This is a genomic window from Pseudomonas sp. Irchel 3E13, assembly GCF_900187455.1.
GTDB lineage: Bacteria > Pseudomonadota > Gammaproteobacteria > Pseudomonadales > Pseudomonadaceae > Aquipseudomonas.
Map to the genome: position 1 here is coordinate 183,408 of NZ_FYDX01000006.1, position 21,349 is coordinate 204,756.

16 protein-coding genes are annotated in these 21,349 nt (G+C 63.6%); 7 read left to right on the plus strand and 9 right to left on the minus strand.

Annotated features, from left to right (window positions below):
- The first annotated feature begins 319 nt into the window (after window positions 1-319).
- From CKW37_RS33215 to CKW37_RS11970, 5 genes are all read left to right on the plus strand, one after another.
- Complete coding sequence (locus CKW37_RS33215; RefSeq protein ID WP_256587736.1) at window positions 320-1,141, plus strand: toxin VasX; 822 nt, start codon at window positions 320-322, stop codon at window positions 1,139-1,141.
- Between the two features lie 224 nt (window positions 1,142-1,365).
- Complete coding sequence (locus tag CKW37_RS33220) at window positions 1,366-1,875, plus strand: hypothetical protein (protein WP_256587737.1); 510 nt, start codon at window positions 1,366-1,368, stop codon at window positions 1,873-1,875.
- On the plus strand, window positions 1,872-2,642 hold the full coding sequence (locus tag CKW37_RS33225; protein WP_256587738.1) for a DUF6708 domain-containing protein: 771 nt from the start codon (window positions 1,872-1,874) through the stop codon (window positions 2,640-2,642). Before CKW37_RS33220 ends, CKW37_RS33225 begins: the two co-directional genes overlap by 4 nt.
- A complete protein-coding gene (locus CKW37_RS32790; protein ID WP_159985255.1) occupies window positions 2,639-2,782 on the plus strand; it encodes a hypothetical protein in 144 nt (47 codons plus the stop codon). Before CKW37_RS33225 ends, CKW37_RS32790 begins: the two co-directional genes overlap by 4 nt.
- Before the next feature lie 44 nt (window positions 2,783-2,826).
- On the plus strand, window positions 2,827-3,549 hold the full coding sequence (locus CKW37_RS11970) for a DUF6708 domain-containing protein (RefSeq protein WP_256587739.1): 723 nt from the start codon (window positions 2,827-2,829) through the stop codon (window positions 3,547-3,549).
- A gap of 83 nt (window positions 3,550-3,632) precedes the next feature.
- Here the strand turns inward: CKW37_RS11970 and CKW37_RS11975 are convergent, their stop codons facing one another.
- The gene (locus CKW37_RS11975) at window positions 3,633-4,085 is read right to left on the minus strand and encodes a GNAT family N-acetyltransferase (protein ID WP_095155892.1); all 453 of its coding nucleotides are present in this window, start codon (window positions 4,083-4,085) and stop codon (window positions 3,633-3,635) included.
- A 235-nt stretch (window positions 4,086-4,320) separates the two neighbouring features.
- Between CKW37_RS11975 and CKW37_RS11980 the strand changes: the two genes are divergently transcribed.
- Window positions 4,321-5,070 carry an ABC transporter substrate-binding protein gene (locus tag CKW37_RS11980; RefSeq protein ID WP_095155893.1) on the plus strand — a complete coding sequence of 250 codons (750 nt, stop codon included), beginning with the start codon at window positions 4,321-4,323 and terminating at the stop codon, window positions 5,068-5,070.
- Here the strand turns inward: CKW37_RS11980 and yccS are convergent.
- The 7 genes from yccS to CKW37_RS12015 all read right to left on the minus strand — a co-directional run bounded on the left by yccS (window position 5,051) and on the right by CKW37_RS12015 (window position 16,157).
- Complete coding sequence (gene yccS / locus CKW37_RS11985; RefSeq protein WP_095155894.1) at window positions 5,051-7,231, minus strand: YccS family putative transporter; 2,181 nt, start codon at window positions 7,229-7,231, stop codon at window positions 5,051-5,053. The genes CKW37_RS11980 and yccS overlap by 20 nt on opposite strands.
- A gap of 121 nt (window positions 7,232-7,352) precedes the next feature.
- The gene (locus CKW37_RS11990) at window positions 7,353-8,531 is read right to left on the minus strand and encodes an NAD(P)/FAD-dependent oxidoreductase (RefSeq protein WP_095155895.1); all 1,179 of its coding nucleotides are present in this window, start codon (window positions 8,529-8,531) and stop codon (window positions 7,353-7,355) included.
- Window positions 8,532-8,631: 100 nt separating this feature from the next.
- Window positions 8,632-9,969, minus strand: coding sequence for an ATP-dependent RNA helicase DbpA (gene dbpA / locus CKW37_RS11995; RefSeq protein WP_256587745.1), 1,338 nt, complete (start codon window positions 9,967-9,969; stop codon window positions 8,632-8,634).
- Window positions 9,970-10,074: 105 nt separating this feature from the next.
- Window positions 10,075-11,502, minus strand: a complete 1,428-nt coding sequence (gene mdtD, locus CKW37_RS12000; RefSeq protein ID WP_095155896.1) for a multidrug transporter subunit MdtD — start codon at window positions 11,500-11,502, stop codon at window positions 10,075-10,077.
- 47 nt (window positions 11,503-11,549) lie between these two features.
- Entirely contained in the window at window positions 11,550-12,881 is a 1,332-nt protein-coding gene (locus tag CKW37_RS12005; protein WP_095155897.1) for a TldD/PmbA family protein, read from the minus strand.
- Entirely contained in the window at window positions 12,881-14,323 is a 1,443-nt protein-coding gene (locus CKW37_RS12010; protein ID WP_095155898.1) for a TldD/PmbA family protein, read from the minus strand. The genes CKW37_RS12005 and CKW37_RS12010 overlap by 1 nt, the downstream gene beginning before the upstream one ends.
- 31 nt (window positions 14,324-14,354) lie before the next feature.
- Window positions 14,355-16,157 carry an acyl-CoA dehydrogenase gene (locus CKW37_RS12015; protein WP_095155899.1) on the minus strand — a complete coding sequence of 601 codons (1,803 nt, stop codon included), beginning with the start codon at window positions 16,155-16,157 and terminating at the stop codon, window positions 14,355-14,357.
- Between the two features lie 379 nt (window positions 16,158-16,536).
- On the opposite strand from CKW37_RS12015, the gene CKW37_RS32420 reads away from it, so the two are divergent.
- On the plus strand, window positions 16,537-17,103 hold the full coding sequence (locus tag CKW37_RS32420; RefSeq protein ID WP_143501990.1) for a hypothetical protein: 567 nt from the start codon (window positions 16,537-16,539) through the stop codon (window positions 17,101-17,103).
- A 244-nt stretch (window positions 17,104-17,347) separates the two neighbouring features.
- Here CKW37_RS32420 and putA read toward each other — a convergent pair whose 3' ends face one another.
- Window positions 17,348-21,301: a trifunctional transcriptional regulator/proline dehydrogenase/L-glutamate gamma-semialdehyde dehydrogenase gene (putA, locus tag CKW37_RS12025; RefSeq protein ID WP_095155901.1), complete on the minus strand. Its 3,954-nt coding sequence runs from the start codon at window positions 21,299-21,301 to the stop codon at window positions 17,348-17,350.
- Window positions 21,302-21,349 lie beyond the last annotated feature (48 nt).

Below are 21,349 nucleotides of genomic sequence, written 5' to 3' on the forward strand. Positions count from 1 at the left end.
GGTCAGTTGGTTTTCTGAAATCCAGGTGATTTCACTGCCTTTTCTAGGATTTTTCCTATATCCCGGTCACTGATCGCGCATGCAGGATTCTGCGGAATTTCTTCCATGGAATCCTCCAGGGTCAGGGGCCAGCAAGCGCATGGTCCGGCACCCCGGTGGTTACCTTTCTCATGCGGCCTTGCGCTGAATCTGGTGCGGGGTGCGCAGTTGCAGGGAGCACTGCATGCCCGTCCAATCCTGTTTGTGCTTCATCTCCACTGATGCATCCGGACGTCGAGTCCAGCTCCGCGGTTGACCTGCCTCACGCGGAGGATTACTCATGACTTTCAGCTTCAGCGTCGCCGCCGATATCGCTACCAACGAAGCGTGCCCGGTCCCCACCGGCATCTGCAGCACCTGTCAGCGTAGTGGTCTGCCCATCCTGCCCCTGCGTGCTGCCTATGCCTCGGAGCCCTGGTACACCCAGGCGCTGCCGCTGAACCGCGGCTCCGAGGTCAAGGCCGTACGCCTGCGGGCCGACCAGCCGCGCACCCTGCGTAGTGGCTATCTCTATGTGCTGCTCGACAATAGGGAGTGGCAGGCCTACGAGATCTCCCGCGAGGGCGCGCTGCGTCAGTTTCGGCCCTACCAGGTGCCTCGCGAAGAGCCCCGGTCCCTGTGCGAAATCTGTATTCAACAGGATCACGATATTCCCGCGTCGTTCATCAACATCAAAACCGACAGATACTCCACCGCCTGGCTGGCGCTCGCCAACGACCCCTGGCCCGAGAGTGTGCTCAATGGCTACCTGCGCGGCGGCGTGGTCGATGGGATGGCGCTGGATGACCGCTTCTACAAACTCGACCTCGATTTCCACAGCGTGCACGGCTTCTACCCGCGCAATCACCGACTGCGCGCCCTGGCAGGCCATGTCCGCGCGGTGACTGAAGAGCACAAGCTGGCCAACGGTGTACTGGCCCTGGTGCTGCGGTGGTTCGGGCGACGGGAGAAGTGCAGAAGATCGGGTTGGGGGTTCGGATCGTGCAGTTCGGTGGGGCGATTGTGGCGTTGGCGAGTGCGGTGGAGGGGGTGCAGTATGCGTTGGCGGCGACTCGGGCATACGAAGCTGGCGATAGAACGGCAAGAACTGCTTATAGGGTAGCGTCCGCTATGGCAGCAGGCTCAGCGATAGCCGGGGTTTTGGGCTCCTTGGCTCCGGCAGCATTAGCACTCGCTCCACTCTTGATTTCCGTGCTGCTAGGCCTAGTCACTTATGGCTTGTACGTCTGGGCGAAAAGGCTAGAGTCAGAACCCCTGGAAATGTGGGCTCGCCATTCCCTCTGGGGGATCCCGGAAAAACACCGCCGCTGGACGACCTCAAAGGACATGGACACGGCGATTGGTGCCTTGAATGCAGTATTGCTGGGCTTGACCGCAGACGCTGCGATGACAGTGAAGGTCGCGCGCAGTGGCGGACTTCCCATCGGTGATGCAGTTCCTGCTGAACTCTTTCTGGACTACAAGATCGCTCTGCCACGATACGGACTCGACGCATCGCGCTACGAGTGGGCGTTGCAGGTCTATCGGCCAGGCCAAAGCTCGGGTGAGACCATCGCGAGCGGCCGTACCGGTGGTACTAATGAACCGTTGTCGCCCCCGTCTTCATGGAAGCGACCGGGCTACCACCCTGAAACGACGGCTCCCGTCATTCGGCACGATCCCGTGTCAGGAACGCTTCTAATCAGGGGGGACATCAGCTTTTTTGGGACTTTCGAAGTTCACGCCATTGAGCTAAAGGTGTCCTACTGGCCCGACAAGAATGATGAAGCGGGTGTAGCCCTGCTGATTGTGAAGGAAGACAAGATTGGCGAATGGCAGGGGTGGGGCTCCGAATGAAAAGACCTCAACTCGTTCCGCCTTGTCCCGGCTGGAAAGAGGACTTGCCAGGTCCCAACGAGTCGCCAGTAGTAATCCCGGCGCTTGGGTTCGATACGCCCAACCATCAGGATGATGTCTTTCTGGAACTGCCGCGTGCATCAGCACTTATCAGAGGCTTGATTATCTGGTTTGCACCGGTAATGAGCACGTTACTGATCGCATCGTCATGGCTTGTTTTATCTGTTGAGCAAACACTGAAGTTCGAGATTTGGCTGGTATTTATCTCAACCATGCTTGTTGGAATTTGGTCTCTCTGGTTCTGTGTGAAAATCGACATAGCACCTCCCCGAGACTTACCCCTTCGCTTCAACCGCGCCCGCCAGCGCCTCTATGCCTACAACTTCAAGCACCGCTGGTGGAACCCTTTTGAACGCTGGCAGGTAGTACCCGTAGCCTACGACTGGTCCCAAGTCCGCGCCGAACGCTGGAGCAGACGTCACGCCACTGCCCAAGGCGGGATCATCTTCCAGTGCGGTGTCGAACTCTCCATTGTCAAGCCAGGCACCAACCAAGTCATCGACCGCTTCCGCCTGACCGCCATGGGCGCCGACGCGCACGCCTGGGCCTACGTTTGCACCTACATGCAGCAAGGCCCCGACGCACTGCCGCCACCCGGCCCGCCGTGGGACCACAACGATGTGCTGTGGTGCAACGTCGCGATGCTTCTCGCGCCCAAGGTCAAATGGCCCGCCGATATGGACCTGGAATCGAGGACGGCGCCATGAGCACTGCCCTGAGCGATATATCGGTGGATTTAGGGGTTCTCGGTATTCAAACCATCAAGTTTGCAGATGAAGCGGGTGTCGCCCGGCTGATTGTGAAGGAAGACAAGATTGGCGAATGGAAGGGGTGGGGCTCCGAATGAAAAGGCCTCAACTTGTTCCGCCTTGTCCCGGCTGGAAAGAGGACTTGCCCGGTCCCGGCGAGTCGCCAGTAGTAGTTCCGGCGCTTGGGTTCGATACGCCCAACCATCAAGATGAGGTCTTTCTGGAGCTGCCGCGTGCTTCAGCACTTATAAGGGGAGTGGTGATCTGGTTTGCACCGGTATCGGGTATTTTCCTTGCCATGTTGTTGTGGGATTTCCTATCAAATGTGCAGGCAATGAGTTTTGAATTGTGGATCATGTTTGTGTCCATTTTGCTCGTTGGCGGGTGGTTAACTCCATTCTTCTGGAAATTCGATGTCACACCTCCTCGCGATCTTCCCCTTCGCTTCAACCGCCTCCGCCAACGCCTCTACACCTACAACTTCAAGTACCGCTGGTGGAACCCTTTTGAACGCTGGCAGGTAGTGCCGGTTGCCTACGACTGGTCCCAAGTCCGCGCCGAACGCTGGAGCAGACGTCACGCCACTGCCCAAGGCGGGATCATCTTCCAGTGCGGTGTCGAACTCTCCATCGTCAAACCCGGCACCAACCAAGTCATCGACCGCTTCCCCCTGACCGCCATGGGCGCTGACGCGCACGCCTGGGCCTACGTTTGCACCTACATGCAAAAAGGCCCCGACGCACTGCCGCCACCCGGCCCGCCGTGGGACCACAACGATGTGCTGTGGTGCAACGTCGCGATGCTTCTAGCTCCCAAGGTTGAATGGCCCGCCGATATGGACCTGGAATCGAGGACGGCGCCATGAGGGCCGCCATAACTTCCACTTCCCTACGTTTGCGGTTATTCGCAAGAGCGTAATCGCGGGTGAATACCCACCGATTGAGTGCCTCAGGCCCGCCGCATCCCGATATGCGGAATGCCGTCCTCCAGGTATTCCTCGCCCGCCACCTCGAAGCCATGCTTGCGGTAATAGCCCTGCAGATGCGCCTGGGCCGAGAGGTATACCGGCACGTCCGGCCAGTTCTCTTCGGCATGCTTGAGGCCCTGCACCATCAGTTCGTGGCCCAGCCCCTGGCCGCGGCCCACCTCGGCGATGAGCACCCGGCCGATCACCACATCGCCACCCTGGGATGTCGGATCGAGCAAGCGCAGATAAGCCACCAGCTGATTGTCCTGCCAGGCCATCAAGTGGCAGGTGTCGCCGCTCAGGTCCTGGCCATCGAGGTCCTGGTAGGCGCATTTCTGCTCGACCACGAACACTTCGTTGCGCAACTGCATCACGGCGTAGAGCTGTTCTTTGCCAAGGTCGGCGTGATGTTTGCAAATCCACTCGATGGGCATGACGGTTCTCTCTGGTTGGATGCGCCGATGATAACCAGCCTCGACGGCGCTGACATTTTTTGTCGTAAGCCAAAGTGTCCGCAAAACCGGCAGGAATAGAGGCACATAGCTATCATTTGCTGCTGCCACCCGGACGGTCGTTTGTGTAATCTGGCCGTCGCAACCTGGATTTGTTGGCACTGAAACGCTCAAGCGGTCAAACCACAACGCGGAAGCTCCGCTATAGGATTTGAGCATGCGACCCTTGCTCCGAGTCTTGTGTTTGCTTGGAATGTTGTCAGTTACCCCGGCGCATGCCGAAAAACTCCGTCTGGTTGCCGATGCCTGGCCACCTTTCACCGATGCCAGCATGGCGCAGGGCGGTCTAGCCACCGCTTTGGTCAAGACGGCGCTCGAACGCGCGGGTTTTGCCAGTGACTTCGAGCAGGTGCCCTGGGCGCGGGCGTTGATGGGCATTGGCGATGGTCGCTACGACGTGCTGGTCAATGCCTGGTACAACGAATCCCGCACCCGCATCGGGCAATTCTCCGACGGCTACCTGAACAACCGGATCCGCCTGCTCAAGCGCAAGGCCGACGCCATCCAGTTCGAACGCCTGTCCGACATTTATCCCCATTCGATCGCGGTGGTCCGCGATTACGCCTATTCCGCCGAGTTCGATGCCGACCGGCGCTTGCAGAAAGTCCCGGTGCGCAGCTTTCCGGTGGCGATCGGCATGCTCGCCGCAGGCAGGGTCAGCCTGGCCGTGGAGGACGAGTACGTCGCCAACTGGTTTCTAATGCGCGCGCGCGACACGGTGCGCGATCAGTTGGAGTTTTTCGGCGAGCCGGTCAGCGAGAACAGCCTGCACATCCTGGTCAGCCTGAAAAACCCCCAGCACCAGCAGATCGTCAGCGGCTTCGACCGGGCGATCAGCGCGATGAAAGCCGACGGCAGTTACGCACGGATCCTCAAGGAGCACGCCTTCACTCAGGCGTCCCCTTGATCAGGTGCGCGGCGAGGGTGCGCAGCGGGCCGAGGTGACGGGCGATCAGCGCCAGTTGGGTCTGCACGGTCCGCAGGTTCTCGTCCATTTCCTCGGGCATCTGCTCCAGCTCGGTGGCCAGGGCTTCCTCGCTGTCGCTGTGGATTGCCACCGGGGTCTTGCTGGTCAGGCCGCTGGCGATTTCGTCGAGGCTCTCGGCCAGTTTCGCTCCGGCGCTATCGAGCAACTGTTCGCGGGCTTCGGCGGGCAGCGTGCTGTCGCGGTGCGCGCCGAGGGCCGAGAGGTAGCTCAGCAAGGTGTGGGACAGCACCAGGAAGCGGAAGCCGACGTCCGCTTCCTTACGGAAATGCCCGGGCTCCATGAGCATGTTGGCCAGGGTGGTAGACAGTGCCGCGTCGGCGTTGTGGGCGTTGCGTCGGGCCAGGCGGTAGGCGAGGTCGTCGCGCTTGCCTTCGGCGTACTGGCGCATGATCTGGCGCAGGTAAGTGCTGTTACAGGTCAGGGTGTTGGCCAGCACTTTGTTCAACCGTCGTCCCTGCCAGTCCGGCAGGAACAGGAACACCGCGAGAATGGCAATCAGGCTGCCCACCAGGGTATCGAACAGGCGTGGCAGGAACAGGCCATAACCGTCGCCGATCTGGTTGAAGCAGAACAGCACCATCAGGGTGATCGCCGCCGTGGCGAGGGTGTAGCGGGTGGTGCGGTTGACGAAGAACACCACCCCGGCGGCCACCGCGAACAGCGACTGGATGACGGCGTTGGGGAACAGGTCGAACAGCGCCCAGCCGACCGTCAGACCGATGGCGGTGCCGATGATCCGCTGAACCAGTTTGCGCCGCGTGGCGCCATAGTTGGGCTGGCAGACGAACAGCGTGGTGAGGATGATCCAGTAACCCTGGGTCGGGTGGATCAGGTGCACCATGCCGTAGCCGATCGACAGCGCCAGCGGCAGGCGCAGGGCGTGGCGGAAGATCAGCGAGGTCGGCGTCAGTTGCTGGCGCAGGCGGTTCCACACGTCCGCCAGGTTGCGCGGCGAGCGGTCGAGCAGGCTCGGGTCACTGTTGTCGGCCAGGCTGTCCGGGTTGCTGGCGTCGCTGAGCAGGCGGTCGAGGGTTGCCAGGTTCGCCGCCAGCGCCCGCAACGAACGCAGCAGGCCGCGCCAGGCCGGGTTGCTCTGGATGCGCAGGTGTTCCAGCGAGGCGTGCAGGTCTTCAAGGGCCTCGGCGAAACCGATGTCGTAGACGAACGGCTGGCGCAACTGGATCGACGCCGACAGCCGCTCGCAGGCCTTGCCTTGCTGGCGCAGCAGGCGCTGGCAGCGGAACAGCACGTCGCTGTGGAAAAACGCCTCGGTCAGCGCGTTGTACGGATAGTGCGAAGAACTGGCGCGTTCGTGGATGTCCTGGGCAAGGAAGTACAGTTTCAGGTAGCGGCTGACCTTCGAGCTGGGCCGGCCGCCGCCCACGCGGTGCAGGATGATTTCCTTGGCGCTGTTCAGCGCCGCCACCACCTTGCCGTTCTGCTGTGCCAGCTCCAGGCGCCGGGCTTCGACGTCGAGGCCGCGGATCGGCTCGAACAGGGTGGCCTTGAGCTTGAGGTAGATGCCCAATTCGCGGAACAGCCGCGCCAGGCTCTGTTGCACCGGTTGGTTGGAGAACAGCGCCTGCCAGAGCACCGAGAGCAGCCCGTACCAGCCCGCGCCGGCCACCAGCAGCAGCGGCTCATGCCAGAAATCGGCGACCTCGCCGCCACGCTGGTCCACGCCGATCATCGTGTAGACCGAGAGAATCAGCGTGGCCTGGGCGATCGCCCCATAGCGTTCGCCGAGGGCGCCGAGCATGGTCAGGCCGAACGCCGCCAAGGCCATGGCGCAGACGAATAGCCACGGATAGGGGAACAGCAATTCCACCGCCAGCGCGGCGATGGTGAAGCACACCAGGGTGACGGCCAGGGCGTTGAGACGGCCCTGCCAACTGTCGTCGGTCTCGGCCAGGGCGCTGGCGATAATGCCGAGGAACAGCGGGATCAGCAGGTTCATCTGATCCTGATACCAGCACAGCGCCATGCTGCCGGTGAGGGCGATCAATACCCGGATGCTGTAGCTGAATTTGTCCAGGGCCCACAGACGACGCAACGAATGGCTGAACGAAGACGATGACATGATGAACGGCGGGCCTGCTGGGCGAGATCGGAAGTGAGCGGGTCACCGCGACGCAAAGCCGTCGCGGTAGTCACGTACCAGCAAAATGTGTTCCGTGATGGGGCTGATTCTAGCCGGAACTTCAGACGAACTGCGCGGCGGCGTAAGCGGAAGCCCAGGCCCACTGGAAATTGAAGCCGCCGAGGTGGCCGCTGACGTCGAGCACTTCGCCGATGAAGTACAGCCCCGGGCTTTTCAGCGACTCCAGGGTCTTGGACGACACCTCGCGGGTGTCGACACCGCCGAGGGTCACTTCGGCGGTGCGGTAGCCCTCGGTCCCGGCCGGCACCAACTGCCAGTTCCCGAGTTTTTCCGCGACCTGCGCCAGTTCGGCCGGGGTGTACTGCTTCATCGGTTTGGAGGCGAACCAGTGGTCGGCCAGCAAGTTGGCCATCTTCTTGGTGAAGATTTCACCGAGCAGGGTTTTCAATTCGCTGTTGGGCCGCTCGGCCTGTTGCTGTTGCAGCCAGGTCAAGGCGTCGTGGTCCGGCAGCAGGTTGATTTCGACGGTGTCGCCGGCTTCCCAGAACGAGGAAATCTGCAGGATCGCCGGGCCGCTGAGGCCGCGGTGAGTGAACAGCAGGTTTTCCCTGAAGCTGGTGCCGTTGCAACTGGCGATGCAGTCCACCGAGGTGCCGGACAGCTCGGTGCACAGCGCCTTGAGCTGGTCGGTGATGGTGAACGGCACCAGCCCGGCGCGGGTCGGCAGCACGTTGTGGCCGAACTGGCGGGCCACCTGATAGCCGAAGCCGGTGGCGCCCAGGGTCGGAATCGACAGGCCGCCGGTGGCGATCACCAGCGACTGGCACTGGAACGGGCCGGCGCTGGTTTGCAGCAGGTAGCCAGCTTCCAGTTTCTCGATGTGTTCGATGCGGGTGTCCATGCGCAGGGTGGCGCCGGCGTTGTCGCACTCGTCGAGGAGCATCTGCAGGATGTCGCTGGACTTGTTGTCGCAGAAAAGCTGGCCGAGTTTTTTCTCGTGATAGGGCACGCCGTGCTTGGCGACCATCTCGATGAAGTCCCACTGGGTGTAGCGGGCCAGGGCCGACTTGCAGAAGTGCGGGTTCTGCGAGAGGAAGTTGGCCGGCTCGGTGTACATATTGGTGAAGTTGCAGCGGCCGCCGCCGGACATGAGGATCTTCTTGCCCGGTTTGTTGGCGTGGTCCAGCAGCACGACCCGGCGGCCGCGCAAGGCGGCGGTGCGGGCGCACATCAGGCCGGCGGCGCCGGCGCCGATGATGATGACATCGGTGGAGTGCATGGGGGTTCTCTGAAAATCGCGAGCAAGCTCGCTCCTACAGGGATCGTGCAAGCTTCGCCGTTGCAGGAGCGAGCTTGCTCGCGATCAGGTCCTGGGTGGTTTAGATGATCCGGACCTTGAGCGACCGACCCTTGATCTTGCCGCTGTTCAGCCGCTGCAGCGCCTGCTTGGCCACGCCGCGCTCCACTGCCACATAGGCCTGGAAATCGAAGATGGCGATCTTGCCGACCTGCTTGCCCGGAACTCCGGCATCGCCGGTCAGTGCACCGAGGATGTCGCCCGGACGCAGTTTGTCCTTGCGCCCGGCGGAGATGCACAGGGTGCTCATCACCGGCACCAGCGGTTCGCCGGCCTTGGCCTTGAGGCTGTCGAGCTGTTCCCAGCGCAGCGGGGCTTTTTGCAGCACTTCGATGGCCTTGGCGCGATGGCCTTCGGCAGGCGCGACGAGGCTGACCGCCAGGCCCTTCTCGCCAGCACGGCCGGTACGGCCGACGCGGTGCACGTGGATCTCGGCATCACGGGCTAGTTCGACGTTGATCACCATGTCCAGCGCATCGATGTCCAGGCCGCGGGCCGCCACATCAGTGGCTACCAGCACCGAGAGGCTGCGGTTGGCGAACACGGTCAGGACCTGATCGCGGTCGCGCTGTTCCAGGTCGCCGTGCAGGGCTTCGGCGGAGATGCCTTTGGATTGCAGGTGATCGACCACTTCTTGGCACTGCTGCTTGGTGAAGCAGAACGCCACGCACGATTCCGGCCGGAAGTGCCCCAGCACACGGGTGACCGCGTTCATGCGGTCTTCGGGATCGACTTCATAGAAATGCTGCTCGATCTGGCTGTCGGCGTGCAGCGTGTCGACCTTGACCTGCTGCGGGTTGCGCATGAAGGCGGCGGACAGTTGCTTGATGCCACTCGGGTAGGTGGCGGAGAACAGCAGGGTCTGCCGGCGCTCGGGGGTCTGCCCGATGATCTGGGCGATGGCGTCGTAGAAGCCCATGTCGAGCATGCGGTCGGCTTCATCTAGCACCAGGGTGTTGAGCCCGTCCAGCACCAGGGTGCCTTTGCTCAGGTGCTGCTGCACCCGGCCCGGCGTGCCGACGATGATGTGCGCGCCATGTTCCAGCGAAGCAATCTGCGGGCCGAGGGAGACGCCACCGCACAGGGTGAGGATCTTGATGTTGTCTTCGGAGCGGGCCAGGCGGCGCAGTTCCTTGGCAACCTGGTCGGCCAGCTCGCGGGTCGGGCACAGCACCAGCGCCTGACAGCCGAAATAGCGCGGGTTGATCGGGTTCAGCAGGCCGATGCCGAAGGCGGCGGTCTTGCCACTGCCAGTCTTGGCCTGGGCAATCAGGTCCATGCCCTTGAGGATGACCGGCAGGCTCTGGGCCTGGATCGGAGTCATCTCGGCATAGCCGAGGGCGTCCAGGTTGGCCAGCATGGCGTTGGACAGCGGCAAGGTGGCGAAGGCGGTGGCAATGGTGGTCACGAGGCGGGCCTGCAAAACAAAATGTCGCGCAGTGTACCAGCCTCGTGGCCATTCGCCCTAAGGCTCGATCCCGGCTTCCTGACGAGGCGCACGCCGTCCATCCGTCTTCGCCAGTTGCAGGAAGATCGCCGCGGCGAGCATCGCCATCAGGCCGATGGTGACGAAGGTGAGCTGGAATGCGCCCAGCGTGGTTTCCACGCCTTCGGCGCTGCCGGCGGCGGTAAAGCCGCCGAGCAGGGCACCGGCACAGGCCACGCCCAGGCTCAACGACAGTTGCGCGACCACCGACAGCAGGCTGTTGCCGCTGCTGGCGCTGGCGTCGTCGAGGTCGATCAGGGTCACGGTGTTCATCGCGGTGAACTGCATGGAGTTGATCGCCCCGAGCACGCCGAGCTGCACCAGCAGCAGGGCATGGGGCGTCTGTTCGTTCACCAGGCCCAGGCTCGCCAGCATCAGCCCGAGCAACAGGGTGTTGGCGGTGAGAATGGTGCGGTAGCCGAAGCGCTCGATCAGTGGCCGGGCGATGGATTTGGCCAGCATCGCTGCCGCCGCCAGCGGGATCATGCTCATCCCCGCTTCGGCCGGCGAGTAGCCCAGCGCCACTTGCAGCAGCAGCGGCACGAGGAACGGCAGCGCGCCGCTGCCCAGGCGGGCGAACAGGTTGCCGAGAATGCCCACCGAGAACGTCCGGGTGCGGAACAGGCTGGGCGAGAACAGCGGATTGTCAACGCTGCCGGCGCGCAGCCAGTAGGCGGCGAGGCAGGCCATGCCGGCGAACAGCAGCAACATCACCCGCAGGTGCGGCAGGTGCAGCTCGCCCAGGCCTTCCATGGCGATGGTGATCAGCACCATTGCCGCGCCGAACAGGATGAAACCGACGCCGTCGAAGCGGGTGCGTTCCGAGCCGCGCAGGTCCGGGATGTACTTCCACACCGCGTAGCAGCCGATCACACCCACCGGCAGGTTGAGCAGGAAGATCCAGTGCCAGCTGAAAATCTCCACCAGCCAGCCGCCCACGGTCGGGCCGAGCAACGGGCCGAGCATGCCGGGGATGGTGATGAAACTCATGATCCGCACCAGTTCCGAACGCGGGTAGGCGCGCAACACCACCAGCCGCCCGACCGGCAGCATCAAGGCGCCGCCGAGGCCCTGGATGACCCGGGCGCCCACCAGCATGCCGAGGCTGCTGGAAAGGGCGCAGAGCAGCGAGCCGATGCTGAACAGCAGGATCGCGCCGAAGAAAATGTGCTTGGTGCCGAAGCGGTCGGCGAGCCAGCCGGAGGCGGGAATCAGCAGGGCCACGGTGAGCATGTAGGCGATGATCACCGACTGCATGCGCAGCGGGTTTTCCGCCAGGTCCCGGGCCATCGCCGGCAGGGCGGTGTTGAGGATGGTGCCGTCGAGTGACTGCATGAAAAAGGCGATCGCCACCACCCAGGGAATCCAGCGGGCGGTGACGGGGTCCAGCGGGGTGCGTTCGGGCATGGGTAATCCTTAGCCGGCCTTGGGGGCCGCTAAAGCGGCCCCAACAATCACAACGTCAACGTCAGCCGTTTGACCAGCGCCCCCGGCAGATGATTCGACCCGGTCTGCCGCTGGCCATAGGTGCTGGTGGACAGCATCAGCTCACGCTCCTGGGTCAGGGCTTCCAGTTGCGTACCCAGCAAACTGTAGACGCTGTCGTCAAAGCGCATGGTGCTGACCGGCGCGTGGATCTGCCCGTCTTCGACCCAGAAACAGGCGAAGCGGGTCAGGCCGGTCATTCGCGCCGCCGGCAGGTCGGAGTAGTTCAAGTACCACAGGTTGCTGATGTACAGCCCGGTGCCCAGTTGCGCGAGCACATCGGCCTCGGCCAGCTCGCCGCCGGCCATGCTCAGGGCGCTCGGGGATTCCCACGGCTCGGCACCATTGGCCTGGCGCTGGAACTCGGCGGCGCTGCGCGCGTTGGTCAGTTGTTCAAGGGCCCGGCCCTGGTCGATCAGGCGCAGGTCGCTGCGCGGGTAGCCTTCCTCGGAAAACGCCGGGCTGAGCGAGCCGCTGACCTGTTCCGCCAGGTTCACCAGTGGGCTGAGGCTGGCCTCGCCGCTGTACAGCCGTTGCAGCGGGCTGTGCTTGTTGGCGATCGACTGTGCGGAAAAACCGCCCCAGCCGAGCATGCCGACGATTTCTTCGAGGGCGGCGGGGGCGAGGTAGGCGCGGTACTGGCCGGGCGCCAGGGTTTTCAACGGGCGGCCGAGGTAGTCGAGTTGCTCGCGGGCCTGGGCCAGGCGCCGGGCGAACAGCTCGTCGTCCCAGACCTGTCCGGCGTAATTGGCCTTCACCGCCTGGCCGTTGGCGTGGAACAGGCTCCAGTCGAAGTTGAAACTGTTGGCCTGGTGCCAGCCGAACGCGCCGGACGAACTGGCGAAACCGCGACAGATCGGCCCGGCGGCATAGATGCCGACGAGGTCGAGGTCACCGGCACCGGCTTCAATCTGCTTCAGCACGCTGGCGCTGTCGGGCAGCGGCTGTTCCTGTTGGTCGTGACTTTCCCAGGCGCTGTCGTTGAGCAGCAGGTACGGGTCGGGCGGGATCAGCGGCAGTGTCTGGCGCAACTGGGCCAGGGCCTCGCCGAGGCGTTGGCGGTCGATGTCGGCGTCGCCGCTGAGGGTCAGGTTCAGTTCGGCCTGGCGGCCGTCGGCGATCAATTTCAGGCTGGCGCTGGACTGGTGCACGTCACCGGCCTGACGCACCCGCGCGTGGTTGAAGCGGATGAACTGCGAATGCTCGCCGGCATAGCTCAGGGTGAACTGCTCCGGCGCGTTGACGTTGTCGCGTAGCCAAGCGACCAGCGCCTGGAAATTCTGCAGGAAGCTGGCGGCCATCAGGCGTCTCCTCCGAATACATCGATCTGGCTGAACACGCAGGCCGGCGAGGCGTGACCGACGCGCACCACCTGGTTCGGCTCGCCTTTGCCGCAGTTCGGCGTGCCTAGAACCTGGAAGGTGCTGGCGTCGCCGACGGCACTGAGGTTGCGCCAGAAGCCCGAGGAAATACCGCGGTAATTGGGGTTCTTCACCACGCCCTTGAGCTCGCCGTTTTCGATCAGTTGGCCCCACTCGCAGCCGAACTGGAACTTGTTGCGTGCGTCGTCGATGGACCAGGAGCGGTTGGTGCGCATCAGGATGCCGCGCTCGATGCCGCCGATCAGTTGCGCCAGGGATTGGTCCCCCGGCTCGATATTGAGGTTGGCCATGCGGTCGATGGGCGCGCGGTTCCAGCCGCAGGCGCGGCTGTTGGCGACGCCTTCGAGGCCCGAGCGGAACTGCGACAGCGCACCGCCGAGCGGACGCAGCAGCAGGCCATCGCGGATCAGGAATTGCTTGAGCGCCGGGGTGCCGTCGTCGTCATGGCCGTAGCTGGCCAGCTCTTCGCGGATGTCCGGGTCGAAGGTCACGTTGAGCAGTTTCGAGCCGTATTGCAGGTGACCGAAGTCGCTGGCTTTGACGAAGCTGGTGCCGGCGTAGTTGCGCTCGTCGCCAAGGATGCGATCCATCTCCAGCGGGTGGCCGATGGATTCGTGGATCTGCAGCATCATTTGGTCGGGCATCAGCAGCAGGTCGCGCACGCCGCTGGGCGTGTTGGGCGCCAGCAGCAGTTGCAGCGCCTCGTCGGCAACCCGTGCGCCGGCGCCCACCAGGCCGCAACGCTGGATCACGTCGAGGCCGCCTTGCTGGCCGAAGTTCTCGCGGCCGAGGGTGCGGGTCTGGCTGTCGCCGTCGCCGAACGCGGTGACGCTGAGGCCCGGGAAAATGAAGCGCTGGGCCTGGCGCAGCTCGGCGCCGGCACTGTTGAGGTAAATCTGCTCGACGGTGGTCAGGCCGAGGCTGACCTGCCAGTTGGCAAGTCGCTCATCCGCCGGCACCGCCGCCGATTCCTGGTTGAGCAGGTCATAGCAATCGCCGAGCGACGGGAAGGCCTGGTCAAGGTTGGGCGAGCAATAGTCGGCGCGGGCGGTGGCGATGGATTGATCGCGCAAGTCCAGCAGCGCGTGAGCGGCGGTCTGCCGGGCCAAGGCTTCGGCCCGGTCGAGGGCCTGTTGCAGGCCGGCCTGGGACAGGTCGGCGGTGGCGGCGTAGGCTTCGACGCCGCTGACCCGCACGGTGAGCATGGCGCCTTCATCGCGGCCCAGGCTTGGCGGCTCGGCGATGTTTTTGCGCACTGACAGGTGTTGTTGGGACTGCTGCACGTAGCGCAGGGAGAAAAACTCGCCGCCGCAGCGCAGGCTTGCGAAGCGCTGGCGCAGCGGCGCGGTGAAATCGAACATGCGCGGAACTCCGGGTGCCGGTGGTTCCCCCTCAGAACCACTCGTCTTGCATGCTCAGGCAGGTGTCATCGCGGGCCTCGAGCAATGCGAGGTCATTATGGCAGGGCGGTACTTCCCAGGTGAGGAAAAACCTCGCCGCCTGCAATTTGCCCTGATAGAAGTCGCGGTCCGCCGGGTTGCCCGCAGCCAGCCCCTGTTCGGCGCGAATGGCCTGTTCCAGCCAGCGCCAGCCGACCACGCAGTGACCGAACGCCTTGAGGTACAGCGCCGAGTTGGCCAGGGCGCTGTTGACCTTGCCGCTCGCCAGGTCGCCGAGCAGGCCGAGGGTGACGCCCTGCAGGCGGGTCAGCAGTTGCTCCAGCGGCTGGCGCAGGGTGTCCAGGCCTGGGTGTTGATGAGCGCGTTCACAGGTTCCGGCAATCAGCCGCACCAGTTGCTTGAGCCCGGCGCCGCCGTTCTGCGCCAGCTTGCGTCCGAGCAGGTCGAGGGACTGGATGCCATGGGTGCCTTCGTGAATCGGGTTCAGGCGGTTGTCGCGGTAGTACTGCTCCACCGGGTATTCGCGGGTGTAGCCGTGGCCGCCGAGAATCTGGATCGCCAGCTCGTTGGCCTTGAGGCAGAACTCCGATGGCCAGGATTTGACGATGGGCGTGAGCAGGTCCAGCAGTTCCTGGGCCTGCTGGCGCGCCTCGGGGCTGTCGGCGGTGTGGCTGTCGTCGAACAACCGTGCTGCGTACAGGCCCAGATCGAAGGCACCTTCCACGTAGGCTTTCTGCGTCAGCAGCATGCGCTTCACATCGCTGTGGGCAATGATCGGCACGGCGGCGGTGGACGGGTCCTTGTTGTCCGGCAGCCGGCCTTGCGGACGCTGGCGGGCATAGTCGAGGGAGTACAGGTAGCCGGCGTAGCCGAGCATCACCGCGCCCATGCCGACGCCGATCCGCGCCTCGTTCATCATCTGGAACATGCAGGCCAGGCCCTGATGCGGCTTGCCCACCAGATAGCCGACACAGTTGCCGTTATCGCCGAAGTTCAACGCGGTGGACGTAGTGCCGCGCCAGCCCATCTTGTGGAACAGGCCGGCGAGGGTCACATCGTTGCGCCCCCCGAGGCTGCCGTCCGGATTGACCAGGAACTTGGGCACGATAAACAGCGAAATGCCCTTCACCCCGGCGGGCGCGTCCGGCAGCTTGGCCAGGACCATATGCACGATGTTTTCCGACAGCGGGTGATCGCCGCCGGAGATAAAGATCTTGTTGCCGCGCAGCCGGTAGCTGCCATCGCCGGCGGGCTCCGCGCGGGTGCGGATATCGGCCAGGGACGAGCCAGCGTGCGGCTCGGTCAGCGCCATGGTGCCGAAGAAGCGACCGTCGATCATCGGCTGCAGGAACAGGCGCTTCTGCTCCTCGGTGCCAAAACTCTCGATCAGGTTCGCCGCGCCCATGGTCAGGAACGGATACGCCGTGGTCCCGGCGTTGGCCGCCTGGAAGTGGGCGAAACAGGCCTGCGAGAGCAGGGTCGGCAGTTGCATGCCGCCCGCTTCGAAATCGCGATTGGCGTTAAGGAAGCCGGCCTCGAGGAAGGCATCCACCGCCGGTTTCACCTCGGGAATCAGCACCGCCTCGCCGTTCTCGTAGCGCGGCTCGTTCTCGTCGCCCTTGCGGTTGTGCGGCGCGAAATACTTCTCGGCGATGCTGCGCGCGGTGGACAGCGCCGCATCGAACGTCTCGCGACTGTGCTCGGCGAAGCGCTCGCGGCGGGTCAGGGATTCGGCATCGAGCACTTCATAGAGTTCGAAGGCGAGGTTGCGGGCGCTGAGCAGGGTTTCGGTCATGGCGGCCATTCCTTGTTCGGGGATGGGGCGAGTCTAGGCAGGCGGGGGGAGGGTGCACAGGGAAATAGGTGTGGGTGATGGTGGAGTAGAAGAGAGGCTACAGACGCTTGGGCTGAAAGCTTCTTCGGGTAGGAAATGTCTGCATCCGAAGAGGGGCCCGGACTGCATACTTTTTGGGGGCCTCAGTATCTGAGGCGCTGAACATTTTTCTTGGGCGTCTGTGGCTTTCCTCGTCGCACACCTGTAGGGCCCGTTCAGCTTTGTAGTCCCGCTCCTATCCGTTGTCGGAATCATCGCTCTTCTAGTCGAGAGCGAGCCGGCATCCTGGAATCGTGCATACGCGGTTTCATAGGCCGTCTCCAGTACGGCGGTCCTGCGCATGTCCACAAGCAACTTTTCCCCTTCTCAACCGGCACAGCCCGCGTTTTTCGTGGTTGCGGTGCCAAAGTTGATCGTCATGACGCTTTTCACGCTCGGGCTTTATTGGTTGTTCTGGTCGTTGCGCAACTGGGACCTTTACCGAAATTCCAGTGATCGCAGGGTCATGTTTCTGCCCCGTGTTTTGCTTCCGGAGTTGTTCCTTTATTCACTGTTGCACCGGGTAGATCGACGGATTCGTGCGTCGGGGCGTAGCTATCGGTGGTCACCATGGTGGCTGACTTTTGGAGTGCTGCTAATGGGCATATCCAGTCTTTGCCTGTGGATGGCGGTACTGCCACTCCCTGAACTTGCGTCTGCTGTGTTGGTGACAGTAGTGCTGTTTCATGTGTTTCAGTGCAGGGTTCAGCGGGCAATCAACTTTTGCGAGGGCGATCCGGAAGGGGCGGGAAATGCGCAACTAACGGTGATCAACTGGCTTTGGATATTGATCGTTAGTTCAGGGTGGCTGGTACTGGGCGGGTTGCCTGGTGAGGACGGCGGACTTTTCGAGGAAGAAGCCGCGTAGTCACGTTCTCGAGTGCGATCCTCGAGGGGAGTCAAACTCGCGCTCCACTAGGGCCGGCAACGGTTGGATGATGCTCGGTGTTACTCTTTGGATGTTTATTTTCATGGCGTTTGCAATGAGTTTATCGATCGCTTACGGGTAGCGGCACTGGCTCCAGTTGATCGTCCAAAACAAAACAGGGCGGGTTTCGCGTCACTCTCGATAGAGTCCGCAAAACCCGCCCCGCTTCGTTTCCTTCGGGCTATCAGCCGATAGTCATCAAGCTGGCGTTACCACCCGCCGCAGCGGTGTTCACGCTCAGCGCGCGCTCAATCACCAGGCGCTCCAGGGCGACGGCGGTTTCACCCGACGACAGGCCGTGAACCCCGACGATCGCACCAGCACGCTTGGCCACCTGCTCGCAGACGCCGCGCAGTTGGTCCGAGTCGCCGTGATGCAGGACGGCGTCGAACGCCACTTCATCCTTGTTCCAGTCCGCTACCAGCTTGATGCGGGCCTGGACTTCCTTCGGCAGGCGGGCGCGCAGGGACTTGCCCGGCTCGCCATCGACCACTACCGCCGAGCTGCCCACGGCCAATACCGCGGCCAACTGGATCAGCAGGTCGGCTTCGCTGTCGGCCAGGCATAGCACATGCTCGCGCGGCAGGATGGTGTAGCTGTTGCGTTCGCCGGTCGGGCCGGCCAGCAGGCGCGTGATACCGCTCTGGGACTGACGGGCGAACTGTTCGCAGAGTTGCACCAGATCGTTCTGCTGGCTGCTCGCGGCCCAGGACTTGAAGGCTTCGAGCGGCTTGAGCAGGCTTTCACGCATGCGGCTGTCTGGCATGGTGCCGGCATCGCTGCGCTGGAACGACTGTTCGATGGCATCGGCCGGGCGGGTCGACAGCAGGCGGTACAGGTACAGCGGGCCGCCGGCTTTCGGGCCGGTGCCGGACAGGCCTTCGCCGCCGAACGGTTGCACGCCGACCACGGCACCGACGATGTTGCGGTTGACGTAGACGTTACCGGCGTTGACGTTGTCGATCACCTTGGCGATGGTCTCGTCGATGCGGGTGTGCACGCCGAGGGTCAGGCCGTAGCCGGAGGCGTTGATCTGCTCGATCAACTGGTCCAGGTTCTTGCGGTTGTAGCGCACCACGTGGAGGACCGGACCGAAGATCTCGCGTTGCAGCTCGTCGAGGCTTTCCAGTTCGATCAGGGTCGGCATGACGAAGGTGCCACGCTTGGCTTCAGTACCGTCGGCGATGGCCACCTGATACACCGAACGACCTTTGTCGCGCAGGGCCTGGATGTGCTTCTCGATGCCGGCCTTGGCTTCGGCGTCGATCACCGGGCCGATGTCCACGGACAGGCGCTCCGGATTGCCCAGGCGGCTTTCAGCCATGGCACCTTTGAGCATTTCGATGACGCGGTCGGCGGAATCTTCCTGCAGGCACAGTACGCGCAGGGCCGAGCAACGCTGGCCGGCGCTGTCGAAGGCCGAGGACACCACGTCGATCACGACCTGCTCGGTCAGTGCCGAGGAGTCGACGATCATGGCGTTCTGGCCGCCGGTTTCGGCGATCAGCGGGATCGGACGGCCCTGGTTATCCAGGCGGCCGGCGACGTTGCGTTGCAACAGGCGGGCAACTTCGGTGGAGCCGGTGAACATCACGCCTTTGACGCGCTCGTCACCGACCAGGCGGGCACCGACGGTTTCACCGCGGCCCGGCAGCAGTTGCACCACGCCTTCCGGAATGCCGGCTTCGAGCAGCAGGCGCACGGCCTGGGCCGCGATCAACGGGGTTTGCTCGGCCGGCTTGGCCAGTACCGGGTTGCCGGCGGCGAGGGCGGCAGCCACCTGGCCACTGAAGATTGCCAGCGGGAAGTTCCACGGGCTGATGCAAACCACCGGGCCCAGTGGGCGGTGGGCGTCGTTGCTGAAATCGTTACGCGCCTGCACTGCGTAGTAGCGCAGGAAATCGACGGCTTCGCGCACTTCGGCGATGGCGTTGGCGTAGGTCTTGCCCGCTTCACGGACCAGCAGGCCCATCAGCGGCTGGATCTCGGCTTCCATCAGGTCGGCGGCGCGCTCGAGGATCGCGGCCCGCTCGGCCGGCGGGGTCGCCTGCCAGATCGGCCCGGCATTGAGGGCGCACTGGATGGCATTGTCGACGTCGCCGACAGTGGCTTCCTGAACATGCCCGACCACGTCACGGTGGTCGGACGGGTTGAGAACCGGCGCGGCAGCTTCTTCACTGGCGGCGCAGCCCAGCATCGGCGCGGCTTTCCAGGCGTTGTGGGCACTGGCCAGCAGGGCGCAGGACAGCGAGGCCAGGCGGTGTTCGTTGGCCATGTCGATGCCGCTGGAGTTGGCCCGCTCGCTGCCGTACAGGTCGCGCGGCAATGGAATGCGCGGGTGCGGCAGGCCGACGCTGCCTTCCTGGGTGGCGCTGCGCTCGATGGTGGCGACCGGGTCGGCGACCAGCTCCTGGATCGAGATCGACTGGTCGGCGATGCGGTTGACGAACGAGGTGTTGGCGCCGTTTTCCAGCAGGCGGCGAACCAGGTAGGCCAGCAGGGTTTCGTGGGTGCCGACTGGTGCGTACACGCGGCACGGACGGTTCAGCTTGCCATCGGCGACTTTGCCTACGACTTGTTCATACAGCGGTTCGCCCATGCCGTGCAGGCACTGGAATTCGTACTGGCCCGGGTAATAGTTCTGGCCGGCGATATGGTAGATGGCCGACAGGGTATGGGCGTTGTGGGTGGCGAACTGCGGGTAGATGACTTCCGGCACCGACAGCAGCTTGCGTGCACAGGCAATGTAGGAAACGTCGGTGTACACCTTGCGGGTGTAGACCGGATAGCCTTCCAGGCCGTCGACCTGGGCGCGCTTGATCTCGCTGTCCCAGTAGGCGCCCTTCACCAGGCGGATCATCAGGCGATGGCGGCTGCGGCGGGCGAGGTCGATGACGTAGTCGATCACGTATGGGCAGCGCTTCTGGTACGCCTGGATGACGAAACCGATGCCGTTCCAGCCGCTCAGTTGCGGCTCGAAGCACAGGCGTTCGAGCAGGTCCAGCGACAGTTCCAGGCGGTCGGCTTCCTCGGCGTCGATGTTCAGGCCGATATCGTATTGCTTGGCCAGCAGGGTCAGCGACAGCAGGCGCGGGTACAACTCGTCCATCACGCGCTCGTATTGGGCGCGGCTGTAGCGTGGGTGCAGGGCGGAAAGCTTGATGGAGATGCCCGGGCCTTCATAGATGCCGCGGCCGTGGGAGGCTTTGCCGATGGAGTGGATGGCCTGCTCGTAGGACGCCAGGTACTTCTGCGCGTCGTGTTCGGTCAGTGCGGCTTCGCCGAGCATGTCGTAGGAATAGCGGAAGCCCTTGGCTTCGAACTTGCTGGCGTTGGCCAGGGCTTCGGCGATGGTTTCGCCGGTGACGAACTGCTCGCCCATCAGGCGCATGGCCATGTCGACGCCCTTGCGGATCATCGGTTCGCCGCTCTTGCCGATGATGCGGCTGAGGGACGAGGTGAGGCCGGATTCGTTGTGGGTCGAGACCAGCTTGCCGGTCAGCAACAGGCCCCAGGTGGCGGCGTTGACGAACAGCGACGGGCTGTTGCCCAGGTGCGGCTGCCAGTTGCCGGTGCTGATCTTGTCGCGGATCAGCGCGTCGCGGGTACCTTTGTCGGGGATGCGCAACAGGGCTTCGGCCAGGCACATCAGTGCCACGCCTTCCTGCGACGACAGGGAAAATTCCTGCAGCAGGCCCTGAACGATACCGGCACGGCCGCCGGCGCTCTTCTGGTTACGCAGTTTTTCCGCGATGCCAGCGGCCAGCTTGTTGGTGGCTTCGGCCATCGGCACCGGCAGGCGGGCCTGCTCCAGCAGCATCGGTACCACTTCCTGCTCGGGGCGGCGGTAGGCGGAGGTGATCGAGGCGCGCAGAACGGACTGCGGCAGGATGCTTTCGGCGAATTCGAGGAAGCACTGATGGACATGATCGGGCTGCACGTCGCCCGCGTCGTCGGCAAGCGTGCCCGGCTGACCGTTGAGCTCGGTCAGAGTGGCGCCACCCTCCAGCTTCTCCAGGTAATTGAAGATCGCTTGCTTGATCAACCAATGCGGCGTGCGGTCGATGGACTGCGCAGCTGCTTTGAGTCGCTCACGGGTCGGGTCGTCGAGTTTGACCCCAAGGGTGGTCGTCGCCATTTCTTATCCTCGTTATTGCCACTGGGCCGTGGCTAAGCTGGCGCCAAG